21 protein-coding genes and 1 tRNA gene are annotated in these 18,561 nt (G+C 67.6%); 13 read left to right on the top strand and 9 right to left on the bottom strand.

The window, feature by feature from the left end:
- The first annotated feature begins 35 nt into the window (after positions 1–35).
- The 3 genes from E3O65_RS02610 to E3O65_RS02600 all read left to right on the top strand — a co-directional run bounded on the left by E3O65_RS02610 (position 36) and on the right by E3O65_RS02600 (position 2,067).
- On the top strand, positions 36–695 hold the full coding sequence (locus tag E3O65_RS02610; RefSeq protein ID WP_134362202.1) for a GNAT family N-acetyltransferase: 660 nt from the start codon (positions 36–38) through the stop codon (positions 693–695).
- Positions 696–767: 72 nt separating this feature from the next.
- Positions 768–1,808: a hypothetical protein gene (locus E3O65_RS02605; RefSeq protein WP_134362201.1), complete on the top strand. Its 1,041-nt coding sequence runs from the start codon at positions 768–770 to the stop codon at positions 1,806–1,808.
- Positions 1,809–1,994: 186 nt separating this feature from the next.
- Positions 1,995–2,067 (top strand) — tRNA-Ala (locus E3O65_RS02600).
- A gap of 268 nt (positions 2,068–2,335) precedes the next feature.
- On the opposite strand, the gene E3O65_RS16570 is transcribed toward E3O65_RS02600, so the two are convergent.
- On the bottom strand, positions 2,336–2,578 hold the full coding sequence (locus E3O65_RS16570; protein WP_166785629.1) for a hypothetical protein: 243 nt from the start codon (positions 2,576–2,578) through the stop codon (positions 2,336–2,338).
- A 444-nt stretch (positions 2,579–3,022) separates the two neighbouring features.
- Between E3O65_RS16570 and E3O65_RS17375 the strand changes: the two genes are divergently transcribed.
- Positions 3,023–3,145, top strand: coding sequence for a hypothetical protein (locus E3O65_RS17375; protein WP_277870438.1), 123 nt, complete (start codon positions 3,023–3,025; stop codon positions 3,143–3,145).
- A 423-nt stretch (positions 3,146–3,568) separates the two neighbouring features.
- On the opposite strand, the gene E3O65_RS02590 is transcribed toward E3O65_RS17375, so the two are convergent.
- Together E3O65_RS02590 and E3O65_RS17370 are read right to left on the bottom strand one after the other, a co-directional pair.
- Positions 3,569–4,453, bottom strand: coding sequence for an alanyl-tRNA editing protein (locus E3O65_RS02590; RefSeq protein ID WP_134362200.1), 885 nt, complete (start codon positions 4,451–4,453; stop codon positions 3,569–3,571).
- Between the two features lie 82 nt (positions 4,454–4,535).
- Positions 4,536–4,658, bottom strand: a complete 123-nt coding sequence (locus E3O65_RS17370; RefSeq protein ID WP_255408599.1) for a hypothetical protein — start codon at positions 4,656–4,658, stop codon at positions 4,536–4,538.
- A 186-nt stretch (positions 4,659–4,844) separates the two neighbouring features.
- Here E3O65_RS17370 and E3O65_RS02585 point away from each other — a divergent pair, with 186 nt between their 5' ends.
- Positions 4,845–5,087: a hypothetical protein gene (locus E3O65_RS02585; RefSeq protein ID WP_134362199.1), complete on the top strand. Its 243-nt coding sequence runs from the start codon at positions 4,845–4,847 to the stop codon at positions 5,085–5,087.
- 119 nt (positions 5,088–5,206) lie between these two features.
- Here E3O65_RS02585 and E3O65_RS02580 read toward each other — a convergent pair whose 3' ends face one another.
- From E3O65_RS02580 to E3O65_RS02570, 3 genes are read right to left on the bottom strand one after another with little or no spacing between them, the layout of a single operon-like run.
- Positions 5,207–6,553: a threonine/serine exporter family protein gene (locus E3O65_RS02580; protein ID WP_134362198.1), complete on the bottom strand. Its 1,347-nt coding sequence runs from the start codon at positions 6,551–6,553 to the stop codon at positions 5,207–5,209.
- A complete protein-coding gene (locus tag E3O65_RS02575) occupies positions 6,546–7,712 on the bottom strand; it encodes an acyl-CoA dehydrogenase family protein (protein WP_134362197.1) in 1,167 nt (388 codons plus the stop codon). Before E3O65_RS02575 ends, E3O65_RS02580 begins: the two co-directional genes overlap by 8 nt.
- 9 nt (positions 7,713–7,721) lie before the next feature.
- Positions 7,722–8,633, bottom strand: a complete 912-nt coding sequence (locus E3O65_RS02570) for a DUF4349 domain-containing protein (RefSeq protein WP_166785628.1) — start codon at positions 8,631–8,633, stop codon at positions 7,722–7,724.
- Positions 8,634–8,757: 124 nt separating this feature from the next.
- Here E3O65_RS02570 and E3O65_RS02565 point away from each other — a divergent pair, with 124 nt between their 5' ends.
- A complete protein-coding gene (locus E3O65_RS02565) occupies positions 8,758–9,672 on the top strand; it encodes an alpha/beta fold hydrolase (protein WP_134362195.1) in 915 nt (304 codons plus the stop codon).
- Positions 9,627–10,622 carry an aldo/keto reductase gene (locus E3O65_RS02560; protein ID WP_134362194.1) on the top strand — a complete coding sequence of 332 codons (996 nt, stop codon included), beginning with the start codon at positions 9,627–9,629 and terminating at the stop codon, positions 10,620–10,622. The genes E3O65_RS02565 and E3O65_RS02560 overlap by 46 nt, the downstream gene beginning before the upstream one ends.
- A gap of 111 nt (positions 10,623–10,733) precedes the next feature.
- On the opposite strand, the gene E3O65_RS02555 is transcribed toward E3O65_RS02560, so the two are convergent.
- Both E3O65_RS02555 and E3O65_RS02550 read right to left on the bottom strand, forming a co-directional pair.
- Entirely contained in the window at positions 10,734–11,558 is an 825-nt protein-coding gene (locus E3O65_RS02555; RefSeq protein ID WP_134362193.1) for an aldo/keto reductase, read from the bottom strand.
- A gap of 123 nt (positions 11,559–11,681) precedes the next feature.
- Positions 11,682–12,893, bottom strand: coding sequence for an MFS transporter (locus tag E3O65_RS02550; protein ID WP_134362192.1), 1,212 nt, complete (start codon positions 12,891–12,893; stop codon positions 11,682–11,684).
- Positions 12,894–12,930: 37 nt separating this feature from the next.
- Between E3O65_RS02550 and E3O65_RS02545 the strand changes: the two genes are divergently transcribed.
- The 6 genes from E3O65_RS02545 (at position 12,931) to E3O65_RS02525 (ending at position 17,212) form a co-directional block, all read left to right on the top strand.
- Positions 12,931–13,770: a sulfurtransferase gene (locus E3O65_RS02545; RefSeq protein WP_134362191.1), complete on the top strand. Its 840-nt coding sequence runs from the start codon at positions 12,931–12,933 to the stop codon at positions 13,768–13,770.
- 36 nt (positions 13,771–13,806) lie between these two features.
- Entirely contained in the window at positions 13,807–13,983 is a 177-nt protein-coding gene (locus E3O65_RS16565; protein WP_166785627.1) for a hypothetical protein, read from the top strand.
- Positions 13,980–14,240: a hypothetical protein gene (locus E3O65_RS02540; RefSeq protein WP_134362190.1), complete on the top strand. Its 261-nt coding sequence runs from the start codon at positions 13,980–13,982 to the stop codon at positions 14,238–14,240. Before E3O65_RS16565 ends, E3O65_RS02540 begins: the two co-directional genes overlap by 4 nt.
- A gap of 240 nt (positions 14,241–14,480) precedes the next feature.
- A complete protein-coding gene (locus E3O65_RS02535) occupies positions 14,481–15,377 on the top strand; it encodes an ABC transporter substrate-binding protein (RefSeq protein ID WP_134362189.1) in 897 nt (298 codons plus the stop codon).
- A 3-nt stretch (positions 15,378–15,380) separates the two neighbouring features.
- Complete coding sequence (locus E3O65_RS02530; protein ID WP_422386394.1) at positions 15,381–16,415, top strand: amino acid ABC transporter permease; 1,035 nt, start codon at positions 15,381–15,383, stop codon at positions 16,413–16,415.
- Positions 16,412–17,212, top strand: a complete 801-nt coding sequence (locus E3O65_RS02525) for an amino acid ABC transporter ATP-binding protein (protein WP_479684270.1) — start codon at positions 16,412–16,414, stop codon at positions 17,210–17,212. Before E3O65_RS02530 ends, E3O65_RS02525 begins: the two co-directional genes overlap by 4 nt.
- A 118-nt stretch (positions 17,213–17,330) precedes the next feature.
- On the opposite strand, the gene E3O65_RS02520 is transcribed toward E3O65_RS02525, so the two are convergent.
- Entirely contained in the window at positions 17,331–18,341 is a 1,011-nt protein-coding gene (locus E3O65_RS02520; RefSeq protein WP_134362188.1) for an aldo/keto reductase family protein, read from the bottom strand.
- Positions 18,342–18,561: the final 220 nt, after the last annotated feature.

The raw sequence follows: 18,561 nt of genomic DNA, 5'->3' as shown, positions 1-18,561 counted from the left end.
GAACACCATTACGGGATTGAGTAGACGGGCACACTGTGGCGATCGCACTACCGACGCTTCATGACGGGCCGGTCACTTTGCGGCCGATCCGGTTGCGCGACGACAGGAACCTCGAGCACTCCCTGATGGAGAACCGAAGCTGGCTGCGCACCTGGGAGGCCACGAGCCCCTACGCGCCGATGTCCTTCGACACGCGTTCCAGCATCCGAAGCCTGCTCGCGCACGCGCGCACCGGCAGCGGGCTGCCGTTCGTGATCGAATACGACGGCGAACTGGCCGGTCAGCTCAACGTCTCCTCGATCACCTGGGGCTCGCTGTCGTCGGCCACCATCGGGTACTGGGTGGGCGAGGAATTCGCGGGCAAGGCGATCACGCCGACGGCTGTGGCGCTGGCCACCGACTACTGCTTCGGCCAGTTGGAGCTGCACCGAATGGAGATCTGCATCCGTCCCGAGAACGTGCCGTCGCTGCGGGTCGTGGAAAAGCTCGGCTTTCGCTACGAGGGCCTGCGCCGCCGGTTCATCCACATCAACGGTGACTGGCGCGACCACTTCTGTTTCGGTCTGGTGGCCGAAGAAGTGCGTCAGGGTGTGCTGCGCCGGTGGAAGTCGGGCCAGGTGCCGGCTGACGCTGCCCGGGTGACGGACGTCGATCGGACGGCCGCGGCGCATCCGTTGACGGTGACTGACCGGTGAGACTGGTAATTGGCCGTGACACACCCTCGGTAATCATCCCCGCAACGCCGTGCCCCTCCTACCTTAGAAACTATGAGTAGCGAGGTTCTCGGCGGGGGAGTGATGATTGCGGTTGCCGCTGCCTTGTGGGTGACCTACCTCATGCCGACCTGGGCGCGCCGACGCCAGTATCTGGCCACCGAGCGCAACGCCGTGCGGCTGCAGCAGACCATGCGCATTCTCGCCGAAACGTCCGAGGTGCCGCAGCAGGTGCGTCTCGAAGCGAACGCTCGCACCGTGATGACCCAACGCAAGCTGCTGGCCCAGGCCGAGGACGACGCCCGCGCCGAGGCCAAGGCCGTGACGGATGCCGCGGTAGCCGCCCGGCGGTCGGCCGCAGCCCTGGCGGCTGCGAACCGTGCCGCCGCCGCACAGGCCGTTGCAGCCCAGGCTGCCACAGTGCGCACTCAGATCGCGGCGTCCGGGTCTACCCTGTCTGCGGCGGCCGAGCGTGGCCGTCGCCTGCGTCGGGTGCGCGCGCTGACTTCACTCACCCTTCTGGTCGGCACTGTGCTCTTCGTCACTGGGATCGTCGCGGTGGCGACCGGTGGAGCCTGGACGGCCCTGGTCAGCGGTTTGGTCGTTTCCACCCTCGCTTTCGGCGCCCTCTCCCGACTGGCGCGCACGGCACGCCGGGCCAACCGGTTGGCGGCGGCCGCCGGGTCCGGGGTCAAGACTCACGTGCGGGTTGGTCAGAAGTTCGAGCCGGTTCAGCTGGATGAGACGCCCGTCGTCGCCTCGAGCTGGACGCCGCTCCCGTTGCCACGGCCGATGCATCTGTCGCGCGGATCCGTCGCCCAGGCAGCGATGGCATCTGTGGACGCCTCCGCCGAACTGCGCCGGGTTGCCGCCGAGGCTGAACTCGCCCGCCGCGCCGCGGCCCTCGAGGTCGCGGTCACCCCTCTGAAACGTGTGACGGTCGCGGCGCCTGCTGCCGCGCCTGCCGCGCCTGCCGCGGCGCCGCTCGCCGCGCCTGCCGCGAGCCGGTTCGCGTCGATGGGGGTCGTCGGCGACACCGCGCCCGGCATGAGCGACCTCGACGACGTGCTGCGCCGTCGCCGCGCCGTCGGCTAGTCGCATCCGCACCGGTCGCATCTGCAGTTGTCGAATGCGCGCCGGTCGCGTCTGCACCAGACGAATGCGCACCGGTCGCGTCTGCACCGGTTGCGTCTGCACCAGACGAATGCGCACCGGATCGGGCTCTCCCGAGCGGGTTGACACAACTCGGTCGCCGCGCGTGATATTCTGCATAAGCGGTTGGGGGCTATGGCGCAGTTGGTAGCGCGTCTCGTTCGCAATGAGAAGGTCAGGAGTTCGAATCTCCTTAGCTCCACCGAGATAGATTATTGAAAGGCCCCCGGGAAACCGGGGGCCTTCTTCTTTTTCCTCCCGTCACGAAGGCCGCGCATTGGCCTCCGAACGCCTCCGCCCGAACGTAAATGCGGAGTTTTTTGGGCGTCGTGGCGTGTTGTGCCTTGGGCGACCGGCGTGTCGCGAAAATCTCCTTCTTTTGCGCGCGGGGCTGTGGTCAAGTCCCTGGCGCACAGCGTCCCCTGATCGTCGAGTGTCAGTTGCCGCGGATAGCGTGGGCCTGCGTCGACTCAGGCGCAGGGCGGAGTGTGCGGGTGGCTGGCCTGACTGTTGGTGTGGCAGGCGGCATTGTGGCCGGTGTGGCCGGTGTGGCCGGTGCAGCCGGTGCGGCAGGTGTGGCAGGCGGCATTGTGGCCGGTGTGGCCGGTGTGGCCGGTGTGGCCGGTGCAGCCGGTGCGGCAGGTGTGGCAGGCGGCACTGTGGCCGGTGTGGCAGACGGTGGTGGCACGGCCGGGTGCTTCCGCTGCGGGCACGGGGCGTCGACGACGGATGCCCGCGTGGCCTTGCTACTGCGACTGTCCGATCTGCACGCTCCTTGCGGAGACGCAGTGCAGCCAAGGTCAGCTTTTGCGTACGGTGGCCGCGGGGCGTCGCGATGACCTCGGGCAGGAGACGCAGATCGGAGTCGACTACGAGTGGTTCTGCGATCGCGGCCACTCCCGCTATGTCACCACAGTGCGGGCTGCCCTCGTGGGCTTCGGCTGCCCGAAGTGCAAGGTCAACGCCGAAGCACCCAGCGCCCGGTTCGAGGGCGGAGTGGCATTCATGAAGCCCGGATTGAGGCTGGGCACATTCATGACCGAACAATGGCTGCGGATGCTGCTGGGCAACGCATCCGTCGGCCGGAGCACGTCAACGCCGGGTGCATCAGCCGCACCAGGTCAACGCCGGGTGCTCTGCCGTAGACCGTCAACGCCGTGTGCATCAGCCAGACCGTGAACGGTATGCCGGAGGCCTGGCCGAACATCATCATTCCCGTCCTGAAGGTGGTGATGGAATACGACGATACCGACCGCGACGACCGCTCCGATCCGGGCTGAATAAGGCGTCAGAGGGCGAGAAAGACGCTGTGCTGGCCGATGTTGGCTGGGCGGTGATCCGGGTTCGGGTCGGCGGCTTGAGCGAGCTCGGTTCCCACAGCATCGCGTGCCCCGGGATATCGGTAAATGTCGTCGACCACATCATGGAGCTGCTGGGGAGATCCGCGGTACGGCAGGGGTGGAGACGCGCTTGAGTGAGTGAGTGAGTGAGTGAGTGAGTGAGTGAGTGAGTGAGTGAGTGAGTGAGTGATTCAGCGCGTGCGTGCGTGCTGGCGTGCGCGCGCGCGTGGGTGCGTGCTGGCGTGGGTGCCTGCGTGCCTGCGTAAGTGCGTGCGTGGGTGCCTGCGTGCCTGCGTAAGTGCGTGCGTGGGTGCCTGCCTGCCTGCGTACGTGCCTGTGGGCGTGCGTGCATGCGGGGACAGCTCAGCCGACGACGGTCTCCATGGTTAGCACGCTCGTGCCCTCAACATCGGTCGTGGACAGAGCCACGCGCACGGCGCCGAGTTCGACCAGCGAGGACACGTGCGTGCCACCGCAGGGGATACGCGCGCTGTGGGCGGGCAGCTCGCAGACCCAGTACCGGCGGTCGGAGAGTAGCGGGCCGTCCCGGTCGACGCGCACGCTCGCGGCCGAGGCCACCCACTCGGCAAGGGCCGTGTTCATCGTGGATTCGATCTCAGCCAACTGCTCGGCCAGGCCCTCGGTGTCGAAACCCTTGCGGCGCAGGGACTTGCCGAGCCGGTACGTGTCGACGGATCCGTTCTCGCTGATCAGGGACACGTCGATGGCGGTGCCGTCGAAATCGGGGTTGCCGAGGGAGTCGGCGCGCACCTCCTTCCTCCACCGGTCGGCCAGCGCCCGGTTGAGGGCCATGGAGGCGAGGTGGCATGCCGTGTGGCCGGCGGACAGCCGTTGCCGGTAGCCGGCGTCGACGACCACCTCGACCGTCTGACCCTCGGCCAGCCCGGTGCCTGCGTCCAATGCCGCGCCCTGGACCAGGTGAACGACGACGAAGGCCCATCCGGGCATGCCCTTCGGCACGGGGATGTCCCGGCCCAGGTACAGCGCGGACCCGTCGGTGGCACCCACAATGCAGTCCAGCACCGGCAGTTCGGTTCCCACGGTGCAGAGCAGGGCCCTGTCGGGTCCCTGGTCGGGCCAGCCTGCGTCGACCGGGTGCACGGGGGTGGTGTCAAGGAGAACGGCGACGAGGCCGCCGGACTGCGGCTGGACATGCAGCACCGAAGCGGTGGTTCGGGTCAGACCAGCCGGGTACTCCACCCGGGTGTCCGCGGAGGGCAAGGTCATCGAGGGGTCCTTTCGGGACGAAAAAAAAGGGTGTTGCCGCGGTTAGAGCGGCAACACCCCGAGTTTAATCGTGGAGCAGGCGCTAGGCCTTGCGCGCCTTCTCGGTCGTCTCGTTCGCCTTGGCGTGCTTGTCAGCACGCTTTTCCTTCAAGGACTTACCGGCAACCTTCTTGGATGCGTCCTTTTTGGGTGATTTGTCAGCCATGTGTACTCCTTCGAACCGAGCCCCAGCGGCACCGTGACTTCGACCCTACGCGGGTTGCCGCTAAACGGCACCTTCCCGCGTTCGCCGGCACCCGGCCCTGTGCAAGCTGCCAGCCCGGCCGTAGGCTGGCACGGACGCGCCCCGAATTCGAGGCATGCGTCTCCACCGCGCAGAGAGGCACACCCTATGAGCGATAAAGCGACCTACCAGGCCATCTTCTACGGACCCAATGTGATCGCCGCCGGAACGGAACGCGAACTCGAGTACGTCGACGGGCAGTACCAGAGAGAGGTCCTGTTGGAGGCAGTGGAGGCCGGGGAGACCGTGCGGCGCCTGTTCAAGATCGGGCATGAGACCGAAGAGCCGATTCCCTACCGCTTCGTCGAGGACCAGCAGGACGACCAGGCCGAGGCTGACATTCCCAACTAGCCGGCGTTCCCGCCGCGCGGAACGCTGTGGAGGCGGGCACACGCTTCACCGTGCGCCCGCCTCCACGAGATGCGTCGGGACACCGCGGCGGGGCTAGCGGGAAGTCGGGGTCGCGCGAGCTAGATACGCTTTCCGGGCCCGCGGCCGAGCCGCACCGGCAGGGCCATCAGTGGTCCCACGAACCGGCGTTGCAGGCGCCGGGCCGGACCCCAGACGAACTGAACCAGATATTGGGCGAGGATGGCGCCCGCCGCGAGTGCAGCGGCCACGGCCCCGGCGGTCAGCATGCTGAGCAGCCCGTCGATGTTGCCGTCGGACAGCTGCAGCAGGCCGCGGAACAGAATCAGCCCCGGCACCAGTGGCACGAGCGCGGAGACGACGATCACCAGTGGGGGAGTGCGCACGATGCGGGCGGCGATCGCGGCCAGCAGACCCACGCCCACGGCGCTGAGCGCCGACGACCAGACCAGCCCGAAGCCGGCTTGCGCGCCGCCCAGGTAGAGCAGCTCGGCCACGGCGCCCAGCAGGCAGACCACCCAGAACGCCCGCCATGGAACCTGCACGCCGAGGGCGAATCCGGCGACGATGACCATGGCCGCAGCCAGCATCACCGGCAGATCGGCCAGGGTCGGGGTGAGGTTGGCGTCGACACGCAGTTGGAACCCGAAGCGGGCCAGCAGCAGTGACGCCCCGGCCACGCCGGTGACCAGGCCGCCCGTGATCAGGAGGGCCTCCATCATCCGGGCCGTGCCGGTCAGGTAGAAGCCCGACAGGGTGTCGTGCACCGCGCCGAACGTCGTGACGCCGGCCAGGAGCATGATGATGGTCGCGATGACGACAAGGGACGGATTCGCTGAGGGATCGATCAGCGCGACGATCGCGGCGACGATCGGCCCGATCGCCCCGCCGACCACGTTCTGGTAGAAAACGGGAACCTGGCGCCGGTCGAGCGCCGTGGTGATCGCGTCGATGAAGAACGTGGCGACGAAGGCCGCGATGCACACGACCACGCCTCCTCCGATGAGCACGGCTGCCCCGGCCCCGACGAGGCTCCAGCCCACCCGGCGGAAGAGGGAGGGCACCTGCGGCTTGGCGCTGACGATGGTGGCCAGGCGCTTGCGGGCGTCGGCGACCTCGGGCGGCGAGTCGAGGATCTCGGCGATCAGCTCGGAGGTGGCCGTGAGCTTCCCGTAGTTGAGCGAGCGGTACTTGACGTTGCGGGTTCGGGTGATGGACTCGTGCGTGGCCGGGTCCTCGTGGGTGAGTGCGATGATCGTGTGGGTGACGTTGGCCTCGGTGCCGCGGAGACCGTAGGCCCGGGTGATGGCTTCCATGGCGGCCGTGGCGTCTTCGGCGCCGGCACCGGCCGCGAAAATGACTTCCGCGAGCCGCATGGTGAGGTCGAGAACGGAGCGGGTGTAGGCGGCGCTGTCGAAGACGTTGATCGTGCGGGTGACGTCAGACATCGGTCGGACCCAGCCAGGCGGCGGCGACGGTGGCGTGCGCCGATTCGGCGTCGGACGGGTGGAAGAGGCCGGCCAGCACGTCGCGGTACAAGCGCCCGAGTTCGTCGCCGGCGAAGTAGGTCGAGCCGCCGCCCACCCGGAGAGCCTGATCGACGACCAGGCGCGCGGTCTCGGTGGCACGGTGTTTCAGACCCGACAGCAGGGAGAACCACCGCGGGCCGTGGTCGGTCAGGGCGTCGAGGTCGTGCGCCAGCGCGTCGATCTGGGGGTACAGGCCATCCATCATCATCGCGGCCTCCGCGACCCGCCAACGGATGTCCGGGTCCTGCCCCAGGGTGCGACCGCCGTTCTTCAACGAGGTGCGCCGCCCGGCCGCCAGAACGGCCAGTTCGACCGCGCGCCGACCGATGCCGATGTACACCGCGGCCAGCAGAATCTCGAAATTGGCGAAGATGGCGAAAATCAGTGGGTCGGGACTCGGTCCGGGATCCAGCCGGCGGAAGACCTGATCGGGCCGGGCGGATGCGCCGGTGAGCACGGTGCTGCGGCTCTGGCTGGCGCGCATGCCCAGGGTGTCCCAGTCATCCTTCTGGCTGACGCCCGGGTCGGCCCGGTCGATGAACGCCCAGACGATTTTCGGGCCGTCAGCTGATACTCGGTCGATGCCCATGGTGCCGAGCCGGGTCCAGGCCGGGGACAGCGTCGTGAAAATCTTCGTGCCGGTGAAGCGGTAGCCGCCACCCGGCTGCGGGGTGGCAGTCGTGATCGAGTCGGTGAGCACGAGGTCGTTGCCGGGTTCGCTGACGCCGAAGCCGAAGATCTCCCCGGTGACGGCACCGTGCAGCACGAAGGCCAGGCTGTCGTCGCCCTGCTCGTGCAGGGTACGGGCCACGCCCGTCCAGACGAGGTGCATGTTGACGGCGAGTGCGGTGGCCGGTGCGTGGGCGGCGAGCCGGACCTGGTCGCGCGCGACCTGCTGCGCGCTGCGTCCGAGGCCTCCGAAGACCACCGGAACAATCGATCGGAGGTAGCCGCAGGCCACCAGCTCGGCCAGATCGTCGGTGGGGAATGTGTTGTCCCGGTCATGGGCGGCGGCGCGGGAACGGATGCGTTCGAGAAGCTCGTCGCCGAGCGGGGAGGGTTCGGCAGACGTGTGCACAAAATAAGTTTACGCAGCCGTGTGTCGCTTGCGTGCCAACCAGATCACCAGGTAGACGATCGCGGCGACCAGTCCGAGGGCGAGCAGCCAGGGCAGCGCGAAGCCGATGCCCACGATAGCGGTGCCGAGGGCGGACACGAGGGCGTTCCAGCCGGCCGCGACCGCATCCCAGAAGTCATCCGGGGTGCCGGGATCCACCGTGCCGGTCGAGTACAGCTCGAGCGTGAGGGTCGAGAAATCAACCTGGTCGGACAGGTAGTCCCGCTGCGCCTGCAGTCCCTCGAGTTCGCTCTGCCGCTCGGACAGTGCGTTCTCGACCGCGATCAGGTCGGCGGTGGTCGTGGCCTCCACCATGAGGGCCAGCAACCGTTCGACCGAGGTCTTCAGCGATGTGATCCGGGCGTCGAGGTCCTGGGTCTGCTGGGTGATGTCCGACGCGTTCAGCGACACGAAGTTGACGGTGCCGAGCTGCTTGAGCTCCGCCAGCGTTCGATCGAGTTCGTCCGACGGGATGCGCAGGGTGAGATTCGCGCTTGCCGGCTGGTTGTCCGTGGCCGGGTTCTCGGTGCGGCTGTCGATCCGTCCGCCGGCCTGCTCGGTGATGGTGACTGCATCCTGCACGGATGCGATCGGGTCGTCCGCCGTGATCGACACCATCCCGGTGGTGATCACGTCGCGCTGGGTGGATGTGATCTCTCCGGTGCTGCCGTCCTGGAAGGCGCGCGTGTCGAGCGCTTCATCGGAAACGCCCGGCTCGGTCCCGGGGTCGATGGTCCCTGGATTCACGGTGCCGGGTTCGGCGAGGCCGGGGGCCGTGGCGGAGCCGCCGGAGTCGGTGCCGATGGAAGCCCCGGGCACCGAGCAGCCGGCCAGCAGCAGTGTGCCGAGGAGCACAGCAGTCACTCGGGAAAATCGCTTCATGGCATCACTGTACGGCCGCGATCGGAGCCGCTGGATCACAATCGCGTCTCGGCAAGACGCGCGAGCGGTGCTGCGCCGGCGACGCAGAATGAGCGTGGCGACGTTTCGCGGCGATACTGGAAGCATGACCTGGTGGGCGGCCCTCTCTGAACGGATAGGCCGGCGGCGCCCGCCGCTGTTGCACATCGCCACCGACGAGGGCACCGGCCCCGTGGTGATCCTGGTGCACGGCATTGCGTCCTCCTCGGAGACCTTCCGCGAACTGGTGCCTCTGCTCGTGCCCCGGCACCGGGTCATTGCCGTCGACATCCTGGGCTTCGGCGAATCGCCGATCCCCGACGGCTGCGAGTACCGGCTCGAGGACCACGTGGACTCGTTGGCCGCCACAATCCGGGCGCTCAAGCTGCGCGAGCCGTTCGTCCTGGTCGGTCATTCCCTCGGCAGCCTGATCGCGGCCCGACTGGCCGCGTTGCCGCGCACCCGCGCATCCCGGCGTACCCGAGTGTCCCGGGTGGTTCTCGTGGGTCCGCCGGTCTACTTGTCGCCGAGCGATATCGGAGACCGGTGGGTGCGGGCCCGCGTGAGCACCTACCTGCGCGCCTACGATTTCCTCCGCCTGAACAAGGAATTCACGCTCGCCAACGCGGCCATCATCGCCCGGCTGCTGCCCAAGGGCATCTTTGAACTCACCGAGCGCACCTGGACCCCGTTCGTGAAATCGCTGGAGCACTGCATCGAATCGCAGACCGTGATCAGCGACATCGCGACCCTCCGAGTGCCGGTCGACGTGGTCTACGGCACCCTGGACGCGTTCATCGCCGCCGGCACCATGACGGTGATCGAACGAATGCGCCACGTCACCATGCACCGCGTCGAAGCGAACGACCACCTCATCCGCCCACGATTGGCCCGGGCGCTCGCGCGCGTCATCGACGCGGATGCAACGGTATCCGTTACCCCGCCGGGCGCCGCTTCCGTGGCTAGGCTGGGTAAATGGACACACGCATCCTCGGAAGAACCGGCAGAACCGTCTCTGTGATCGGGCTCGGAACTTGGCAGCTGGGCGCGGACTGGGGTGACGTGTCGGAGGCCGACGCGACCGAGGTGCTCGCAGCATCCGTCGACGCCGGAACCACCTTCTTCGACACCGCCGACGTCTACGGCGACGGACGCAGCGAGCAGATCATCGGCCGCTTCCTCGCCGGAAGGGACGTCGGCGATGTGATCACCGTGGCCACCAAAATGGGCCGCCGGGTCGACCAACTGGCCGAGAACTACACGCTGGCGAACTTCCGGGCGTGGACCGACCGGTCGCGCACGAACCTCGGCATGGACACTCTGCACCTCGTGCAACTGCACTGCCCTCCCACCGACGTGATCGAGTCCGACCAGGTCTACGACGCACTCGACACGCTTGTTGCAGAGGGCGCAATCGCCGCCTACGGGGTGAGCGTCGAGACCTGCGACCAGGCGCTGGCGGCGATCGAGCGCCCGGGCCTGGCGAGTGTGCAGATCATCCTGAACGCATTCCGGCTCAAGCCCCTCGAGGCCGTCGTGCCTGCTGCACGCGCCGCAGGGGTGGGCATCATCGCCCGCGTGCCGCTGGCGAGTGGCCTGCTCACCGGCAAGTACACCCGAGAGACCACCTTCGCGGCGGACGACCACCGCAACTACAACCGCGACGGCAGCGCCTTCGACGTGGGCGAGACCTTCTCCGGCGTTGACTACGAGACCGGACTGGCGGCCGCCGCGGAATTCACGGCGCTCGTAGGCTCTCTGCCCGGGGAGGTCACTCCCGCGCAGGCTGCTCTGGCCTGGGTGGCCCAGATCGACGGCGTCAGCTCGGTCATCCCCGGGGCGCGCTCCGTGCAGCAGGCGCGCGGCAACGCGGCCGCCGCCTCGGTCGCCCCGCTCAGTCTCGCCTTCAATGCGGGCGTGCAGGACATCTACGACCGGATGTTGCGCGACCAGATCCACCCCCGCTGGTAGCACCGCACCTGACTGTCATCGTTCCGGTCGACAGCGCCCGTTGCTCGGGATGCTCCGCACCGGGACGAGCCGACCGCGACGTGCGGCCGCCTGCCCGATCCGGTGACGGTGTCAGTCCAGGTCGTCGGGGTCTTTGCCGGTGCGCTCGTCGGAATCGAGGGCGGCGATGGCCGCATGGTCGGCGGGCGTGAGAGTGAAGTCGAAGACGTCGAAGTTCTCCCGGATGCGCAGGGGCGTCACCGACTTCGGAATCACCACATTTCCCAGCTCGAGATGCCAGCGGATCACCACCTGCGCGGCCGACTTCCCGTGCCGGGCGCCGATGGCGTCGAGGGTCTCGTTGCCGATCGCGCGGCCTCGGGCCAGCGGTGACCAAGCCTCGGTCAGGATGCCGTTGGCCGCGTCGTACTCGCGCACGGCGGACTGCTGCAACCACGGGTGCAGCTCCACCTGGTTGATGACCGGAACGACATCCGTTTCGGCGAGCAGGCGGTCCAGATGGTGGGTATGGAAGTTGGACACGCCGATGGACCGGGCGCGACCCGAGGCACGAAGGGTCTCGAGGGCACGCCAGGTGTCGACGAAGAGGTTCTGCCGGGGTGCGGGCCAGTGGACCAGGTAGAGGTCGACGTAATCGAGCCCGAGCTTGCCGAGGCTGACGTCGAAGGCGCGCAGGGTGGCGTCGTAGCCGTGCTGGTCATTCCAGACTTTGGTGGTGACGAACACGTCCTCGCGCGGCAGACCGGAGCGGGCGACACCCTGGCCGACACCTGCCTCGTTGTCGTAGAGCGCGGCAGTGTCGATGTGGCGGTAACCCGCTTCCAGGGCGACCTGCACGGCGTCGGCGGCTGTGGCATCCGGAATCTTGTAGACGCCGAGCCCGAGCTGGGGGATGCGGTGGCCGTCACGGAGGGCGAGCAGCGGTGAGAACGTCATGTACCCATCTAACCTCGTCCTCGCGTTGATCTCGCCGGCGGGGCATGAACCGACACGTTCGACGGGTAGGCCCGGTAGCCAACCACTCACAGGTGCCAGTTCACCGAGCGGCGCTTGATGCGGTCAGGAGACCTGCACCTGGATGGGGGCGGTGTCGGGGAGGGGGCTGGCGTCGCGACCTCGGAGGTCAGGGTGCCAGCGGCGGCCGAGCGCGGGGATGATCGTGCCGAGCGCCGCAAAGCCGGCGGCGACCAGGATGGCGGCCGTGGCACCGCTCTGGTCGATCATGAATCCGGCGATGGCTGAGCCCATGGCTGCCCCCATCAGCTGGCCGGTGCCCACCCAGCCGTAGGCTTCCGCGGTATCGCTGAACTTGACGCTCGCGGAGACGATGCCGAACAGCACGGCGAACGCGGGTGCGATGCCGATGCCCGCCACCAGCAGAGTGGCGGCGAGCCACCAGAAGCTGAGGTTGCCGATGGCGGCGAGGCCCAAGCCGACGGTGACGATCAGCATGCGTCCCGCGAGCGCCCACGGACCGATCGGAGCGTGCCCGAGGGCGAGGCCGCCGATCAGCGATCCGGTTGCGAAGATGCCGAGCACCCAGCCGGAGTCCGAACTGCCGTGGCCGAACGCAGCTACCACGCCGGCCTCGACCGCGGCGCAGGCGGCCACCAGCATGAAGCCGACGATTGTGCTGAGCATGACAGCTGGCCGCTTGAGCACGACACCGAGTTTGCGGCGGCTGCGCGGAATGCGCACGCGGCCGACCTCGGGCAGCACCAGGAACCAGATGCCGCCTCCGATCAGGAACACCGCGGCGAGCAGGATGCCGGCGACCGAGCTGACCTGGATGGCCACGAACGTTGCGATCACCGGGCCCAGCACCCAAATGATCTCCTGGGCCGACGCGTCCAGCGAGAAAAGCGGCGTGAGCTGGCGTGAGTTGACGATCTTCGGATAGATGGTGCGCACGGCAGGCTGGATCGGCGGCGTGGACAGCCCGGCAACCATGCCGATGGCCATCAACGCCCAGATGGGCATGGTGACCAGGGCCATCGTGACGATGGAGGTTGCGCACACCACGAGGGTGGCCGTGATGACCGGGCGCATGCCCCAGCGGCCCATCAATCGGCTGGTCAGCGGCCCGGCGATGGCCTGGCCGATGCTCATGGCGCCGAGCACGAGGCCGGCGGCGCCATAGGAATCGTAGACCTGCTCGATATGAATCAAGAACGCCAGCGACAGCATCCCGAACGGGAAACGTGCGGTCAGTTGCGCGGCGATGACGCGAGCTACGCCCGGTGTCTTCAAGAGGGTCCAGTAGCTGCTCACTTACTCGAGTCTACGTCCGCCGAGGTAGCGTGAGCGCGTGCGAATACTGATCACGCCCCACGAACTGGCAGCGGCGCTCCGGGCGCGAAGCGACATCCGAGTGCTGGACGTGCGTTGGAAGCTGGGCGGACCGCCCGGCCACGCCGAATATCTGGCCGGCCACATCCCGGGCGCCGCCTACGTTGACCTCGAGACCGAGCTTGCCGCCCGCGGGGATGCGGGTGACGGGCGGCATCCGTTGCCGACCCGCTCGGCGCTGCAGGCCGCCGCGCGCCGCTGGGGTCTCGCAGACGGCGACACGGTCGTGGTCTACGACGACCTGGGCGGGGTGTCGGCCGGCCGCGCGTGGTGGCTGCTGCGCCACGCGGGCGTGCGCGACGTGCTGCTGCTCGACGGGGCGCTCGCCGCCTGGCGGGCTGCGGGCCTGCCCGTCACCGTCGGCGAGGAACCGATCCGGCCGGGCACGGTCAGCCTCGTGGACGGAGTTCTGCCCGTGCTCGACGCGGATGCCGCCGCCCGCCTGGCGAGCAACGGCGCGCTCCTCGACGCCCGCGCCGCGGAGCGCTACCGCGGTGACGCGGAGCCGATCGACCCTCGGGCAGGTCATATCCCCGGTGCGATCAGCGCGCCCACCTCCGACAACCTCACCGCCGACGGATGCTTTCGCCCGGCGCACGAATTGCGCGCCAGATTCGAGGCGCTCGGTCTGACGGCGCACAGCGCCGTGGGCGTCTACTGCGGTTCGGGTGTCACCGCCGCCCACGAGGCGGCTGCGCTCGCCATCGCCGGGTTCGAGCCGGCTCTGTATCCAGGCTCCTGGTCGCAGTGGTCCAACCTGCCCGATCGTCCGGTCGAAACCGGGGGCCCGGCGGCCTGACGGCTTTGCGTTCGCCTGCGCTCACGCCCGCTGACGATGGGGCTGCAGTCGGCCCTGCTGGTTCTGGCCGCGGCGATCGTGGCCTCGCTGGCTGTCGGTGCTCTGGGCATCCCGTTGAAGACCGTCTGGAGTGCGCTGCTCGCGCCCGATCCGACTTCGACCGACCACACGATCCTGCGCGAACTGCCGGTACCGGTTGCAACCATACGTTGAGCTACGAGCAGCTCGAGCAGAGCGACAGCGACGTGCTGGTCAACTTCGGTTCGACTGCGGAAGAATCCGAGTCCTTTCTATCGGCGGCCGACGCGCAGCCCCGGCCGCAGGTGCAGAATGGAGCGGTCGCATCGCCGGTGGGTGCCGCGTTGATCGCGTCGGTTTCGCCGCCCACCGGGTTGTCTCTCACCTGGGGCATCGACGACTATGACGCGCTGCTCTCCGAAGCGGCTCCGGCGACTGACGCGCTCGGGTAGCCCCGACGCCGGTTGTCGGATGTTCGTCCGGAGGCGTGGGCGTGAAATCCGCGCGAAACACGCTTCCGGTCATACTGGGACCTGAGGATGCCCGTCCACGCTCAGTTGGGCTGGCCCAAAACGTTATCTGCGCACGGAATCGGCTTCTCGGAGCTGTTATATGCTCGCATTTGTCGAATTCCGTTAACGGACCTCAAAGACGAACCAGCAACATCCGACAACCACGAAGAAGGTTTCGCAATGCGCGCTCAATACCTGCTCCCGGCTCTCGCCGCCGTCACGGTCCTCCTGCTCACCGGCTGCGTGGACAACTCCACGGTTGCCACGGACGGTGCGACAACCGGCTCCGGCAGCGAAATCGCCGTCGATGAGGCCGCGGCCGCGCTGTTGCCGGCCGAGGTCGCAGACTCCGGCCAGCTCGTCGTCGGCACTGACCCTACGTACGCGCCCAACGAATTCAAGAACGAAGCCGGTGAGCCGATCGGTTGGGGCATTGAGATCGCCAGTGCGATCGCGGGCAAGCTGGGCCTGACCGCGGAATTCCAGGTCGCGAAGTTCGACAACATCATCCCGAGCGTCACCGGTGGCAAAGCCGACATCGGGGCGTCCTCCTTCACCGACACGGTCGAGCGTGAAGAGCAGGTCGACTTCGTCAACTACTACGTCGCCGGCATTCAGTGGGCCTCCGCCACCGGTAACGACGTCGACCCCGATAACGCGTGCGGGCTCAAGGTCGCCGTGCAGGCCACGACCTACGAGGACACCGAGGAGGTGCCGGCCAAGAGCGACGCCTGCGTCGCGGCCGGCAAGCCGCCGATCGACAAGCTGAAGTACGACACCCAGGACCAGGCCACCAACGCGGTCGTGCTGGGCCAGGCCGACGCACTCAGCGCCGACTCGCCCGTGACGTTCTACGCAATCGCCCAGACCGAGGGCAAGCTGCAGGCTGCCGGCGAGACCTTCGACGTGGCGCCGTACGGCATCGTGGTCGCGAAGGATTCCGAGCTGACCAAGGCCGTACAGGCCGCACTGCAGTCAATGGTCGATGACGGCACCTACGGTGACATTCTCGACAAGTGGGGCGTTGCGGATGGTGCGATCGAGACGATCACGATCAACGCGGCGTCGAACGGATAACGCGTGAGCACCACAACTCCTCCGACCACGGGCGGGGAAACTGTCCCGGCCGTGGAACCGGCCAGATCGGCGCCCATCAAGGCCATCAAGCTGCGGCATCCGTGGCGGATGGTGTTCGCCGTTCTGCTCGTCGTGATCTTCGTCTCCGTCGTCGTCGACGCCGCGCTCCGGCCGGCCTACGACTGGCCGGCCGTGGGCAAGTACCTCTTCGACCGCCGCATCTCGCAGGCGGCCGTCGTGACCCTGCAGCTGACCGTGTACTCGATGGTGATCGCGATCGTCCTCGGGGTGGTCCTGGCCGTCATGCGCCTCTCACCGAACCCCGTGGTGAAGAGCCTGGCCTGGTTCTACCTGTGGATCTTTCGCGGCACCCCGGTCTACGTGCAGCTGACGATCTGGGGTCTGATCTCGCTGATCTACTCGAGCATCGACGTCGGCATCCCGTTCATGGACCCGTGGGTCTCCTTCGAGACCAACGCGGCGCTGAGCACGTTCACCATCGCCGTCATCGGGCTGGCCCTGAACGAGGCCGCCTATATGGCTGAGATCGTGCGCGCCGGGTTGCTCGCCGTGGACCGCGGCCAGGAAGAGGCGGCGACCGCGCTCGGCATGAGCTGGTCGCAGACCATGACGCGCGTGATCCTGCCGCAGTCGATGCGCGTGATCATCCCGCCCACGGGCAACGAGGTCATCTCGATGCTCAAGACCACGTCGCTGGTCACGGCCGTGCCGTTCAGCTTCGAGCTCTTCACCCGGTCGCGGGACATCTCCGCGGAGACCTTCAACCCGATCCCACTTCTCATCGTCGCGTCGATCTGGTATCTCTTCTTCACGTCCATCCTGATGGTCGGCCAGTACTTCCTCGAGAAGCGGTTCGCCCGCGGCGTGGGTGACCGGCAGCCGGACCGTAAGGATGCCGTGGGCACCGGAACGGGAACCCTCACCGGGGTCGTCCCCGTCGTCGGTTCGGGGCAACCGTCAGTGATCGTGCCGCCGCGTCAGGACGATCCACCAGTCAACCCCGGAGGCGTGAAATGACCGATGTGAACATGCGGGCCGGGGCATCCGTCACGGTCCCGCCCATGGTCCTGGCCGAGCAGGTCTCGAAGAGCTTCGGTTCGAACGAGGTGCTCAAGAGCATCTCACTGGAGGTGAAGCGCGGCGAGGTGATGTGCCTGGTCGGGCCCAGCGGGTCGGGGAAGTCCACATTCCTCCGCTGCATCAACCACCTGGAGGTGCTGTCCGCAGGTCGACTCAGTGTCGACGGCGAGCTGATCGGCTACCGGGAGGCCAACGGCAAGCTCTTCGAGATGGCACCCAAGGAAGCGGCTCGGCAGCGCCGGGACATCGGCATGGTGTTCCAGCGGTTCAACCTGTTCCCGCACATGACGGCGCTGCAGAACGTGATGGAGGCTCCGATCCGGGTGAAGGGACTGCCGAAGGCGCAGGTGGAGCAGAACGCGCTCGACCTGTTGGCCCGCGTGGGTCTGGCCGAGCGCGCCAACTATTATCCGGCGCACCTCTCGGGTGGTCAGCAGCAGCGCGTGGCGATCGCCCGCGCACTCGCGATGGAACCCAAGCTGATGCTCTTCGACGAGCCGACCAGCGCGCTCGACCCGGAGCTCGTCGGCGAGGTGCTCGACGTGATGAAGGGCCTCGCCAAATCGGGCATGACCATGATCGTGGTCACCCACGAGATGGGCTTCGCCAAAGAGGTCGCCGACTCGCTCGTGTTCATGGACGGCGGTGTGGTGGTCGAGGCAGGTGACCCGGACGAAATCCTGACGAACCCGCAGCACCGGCGCACGCAGGCGTTCCTGTCGAAGGTTCTCTAGTCGTCGCGCCCTGACGCCAGACCGTACCGACCGTCGCCGTTCATGCCGAGAATTCCCGCTGGTAGGGGGACTCTCGGCAGGAACGGCGATGTTCGTCGGGTGCTTGTTGCGTCGAGCGCTACGCCGGACGACTCTGCGGCGCGGTGGCCGAGGTCATCGCCGAGTCGTGTTCCACGACGTCGCCGAGCGTGTCGTCGATCTCCTTCATGCTCTCGGCCGGGATCTTCACGCCTGCGGCCTTGACGTTCTCGCGCACCTGCTCCGGGCGAGACGCTCCGACGAGGGCAGCCGAGACATTGTCGTTCTGCAGCACCCAGGCGACGGCCAGCTGAGCCATCGACAGGTTGAGGTCGGCGGCGATCGGTTCGAGTTTCTGCACCCGGCTGAGAACGTCGTCGTTCATGAAGCGGCTGATCATGTCGGCGCCGCCCTTGAGATCGGTGGCGCGTGAGCCGGATGGCGGAGCCTGACCCGGCTTGTACTTGCCGGTGAGCACGCCCTGAGCCACGGGGGACCAGACGATCTGGCCGACGCCGAGTTCGCGGGAGGTCGGAACGACCTCATCCTCGATGACCCGCCACAGCATCGAGTACTGCGGCTGGCTCGAGATCAGACTGAAGCCCAGTTCTTTCGAGAGGGCGTGTCCCGCGCGTAGCTGCGCGGCGGTCCATTCGCTGACGCCGATGTAGAGCGCCTTGCCCTGCCGCACGATGTCGGCGAAGGCCTGCATGGTTTCTTCCAGCGGGGTCTCGGTGTCGTAACGGTGAGCCTGGTAGAGGTCGACGTAGTCGGTCTGCAGGCGGGTGAGCGACCCGTTGATCGACTCCATGATGTGCTTGCGCGACAGCCCTACATCGTTGTGGCCCTTGGGGCCGGTGGGCCAGTAGACCTTGGTGAAGATCTCGAGGCTCTCGCGGCGCTGCCCCTTGAGAGCGTCGCCCAGTACGGACTCCGCTTTCGTGTTGGCGTAGGTGTCGGCGGTGTCGAAGCTGGTGATCCCCACGTCGAGCGCGGCGTGCACGCATTGCGTGGCGATGTCGTTCTCGACCTGCGAACCGTGGGTGAGCCAGTTGCCGTAGGTGATTTCGGAGATTTTCAGGCCTGATGAACCGAGATAGCGGAATTCCATGCCTACAGCCTAGGCGAGGGGGACCCTCGAGTGCAGGGCAACAAGGCCTTCGGCGATCGAGCCTGCTGTGAACCAGGGGTAGACCCGTCTAGTGGTCGTCACGGGCGATGTTTTTGCGTCCGATGGCGTCCGTCATTCGGGTGCGGGATTTCGTGATGCTCCGCCATGTGCGGGCCCCGGTCTCGAGCCAGGGTGGGGCCATGATCTGCACGGCACCGCG

The organism is Cryobacterium breve, from assembly GCF_004402375.1.
In the GTDB taxonomy this organism is placed as follows: Bacteria; Actinomycetota; Actinomycetes; order Actinomycetales; family Microbacteriaceae; genus Cryobacterium; species Cryobacterium breve.
Note: the sequence above shows the minus strand (reverse complement) of the source record. Positions and strands in the feature narration are given on the sequence as shown.

Excerpts from the sequence above, each read along its gene's own strand:
- E3O65_RS02605 (WP_134362201.1), top strand. The coding sequence starts at position 768 with ATGAGTAGCGAGGTTCTCGGCGGGGGAGTGATGATTGCGGTTGCCGCT.
- E3O65_RS02590 (WP_134362200.1), bottom strand. The coding sequence starts at position 4,453 with ATGACCTTGCCCTCCGCGGACACCCGGGTGGAGTACCCGGCTGGTCTG.
- E3O65_RS17370 (WP_255408599.1), bottom strand. The coding sequence starts at position 4,658 with ATGGCTGACAAATCACCCAAAAAGGACGCATCCAAGAAGGTTGCCGGT.
- E3O65_RS02585 (WP_134362199.1), top strand. The coding sequence starts at position 4,845 with ATGAGCGATAAAGCGACCTACCAGGCCATCTTCTACGGACCCAATGTG.
- E3O65_RS02580 (WP_134362198.1), bottom strand. The coding sequence starts at position 6,553 with ATGTCTGACGTCACCCGCACGATCAACGTCTTCGACAGCGCCGCCTAC.
- E3O65_RS02570 (WP_166785628.1), bottom strand. The coding sequence starts at position 8,633 with ATGAAGCGATTTTCCCGAGTGACTGCTGTGCTCCTCGGCACACTGCTG.
- E3O65_RS02565 (WP_134362195.1), top strand. The coding sequence starts at position 8,758 with ATGACCTGGTGGGCGGCCCTCTCTGAACGGATAGGCCGGCGGCGCCCG.
- E3O65_RS02560 (WP_134362194.1), top strand. The coding sequence starts at position 9,627 with ATGGACACACGCATCCTCGGAAGAACCGGCAGAACCGTCTCTGTGATC.
- E3O65_RS02555 (WP_134362193.1), bottom strand. The coding sequence starts at position 11,558 with ATGACGTTCTCACCGCTGCTCGCCCTCCGTGACGGCCACCGCATCCCC.
- E3O65_RS16565 (WP_166785627.1), top strand. The coding sequence starts at position 13,807 with ATGGGGCTGCAGTCGGCCCTGCTGGTTCTGGCCGCGGCGATCGTGGCC.
- E3O65_RS02535 (WP_134362189.1), top strand. The coding sequence starts at position 14,481 with ATGCGCGCTCAATACCTGCTCCCGGCTCTCGCCGCCGTCACGGTCCTC.
- E3O65_RS02525 (WP_479684270.1), top strand. The coding sequence starts at position 16,412 with ATGACCGATGTGAACATGCGGGCCGGGGCATCCGTCACGGTCCCGCCC.
- E3O65_RS02520 (WP_134362188.1), bottom strand. The coding sequence starts at position 18,341 with ATGGAATTCCGCTATCTCGGTTCATCAGGCCTGAAAATCTCCGAAATC.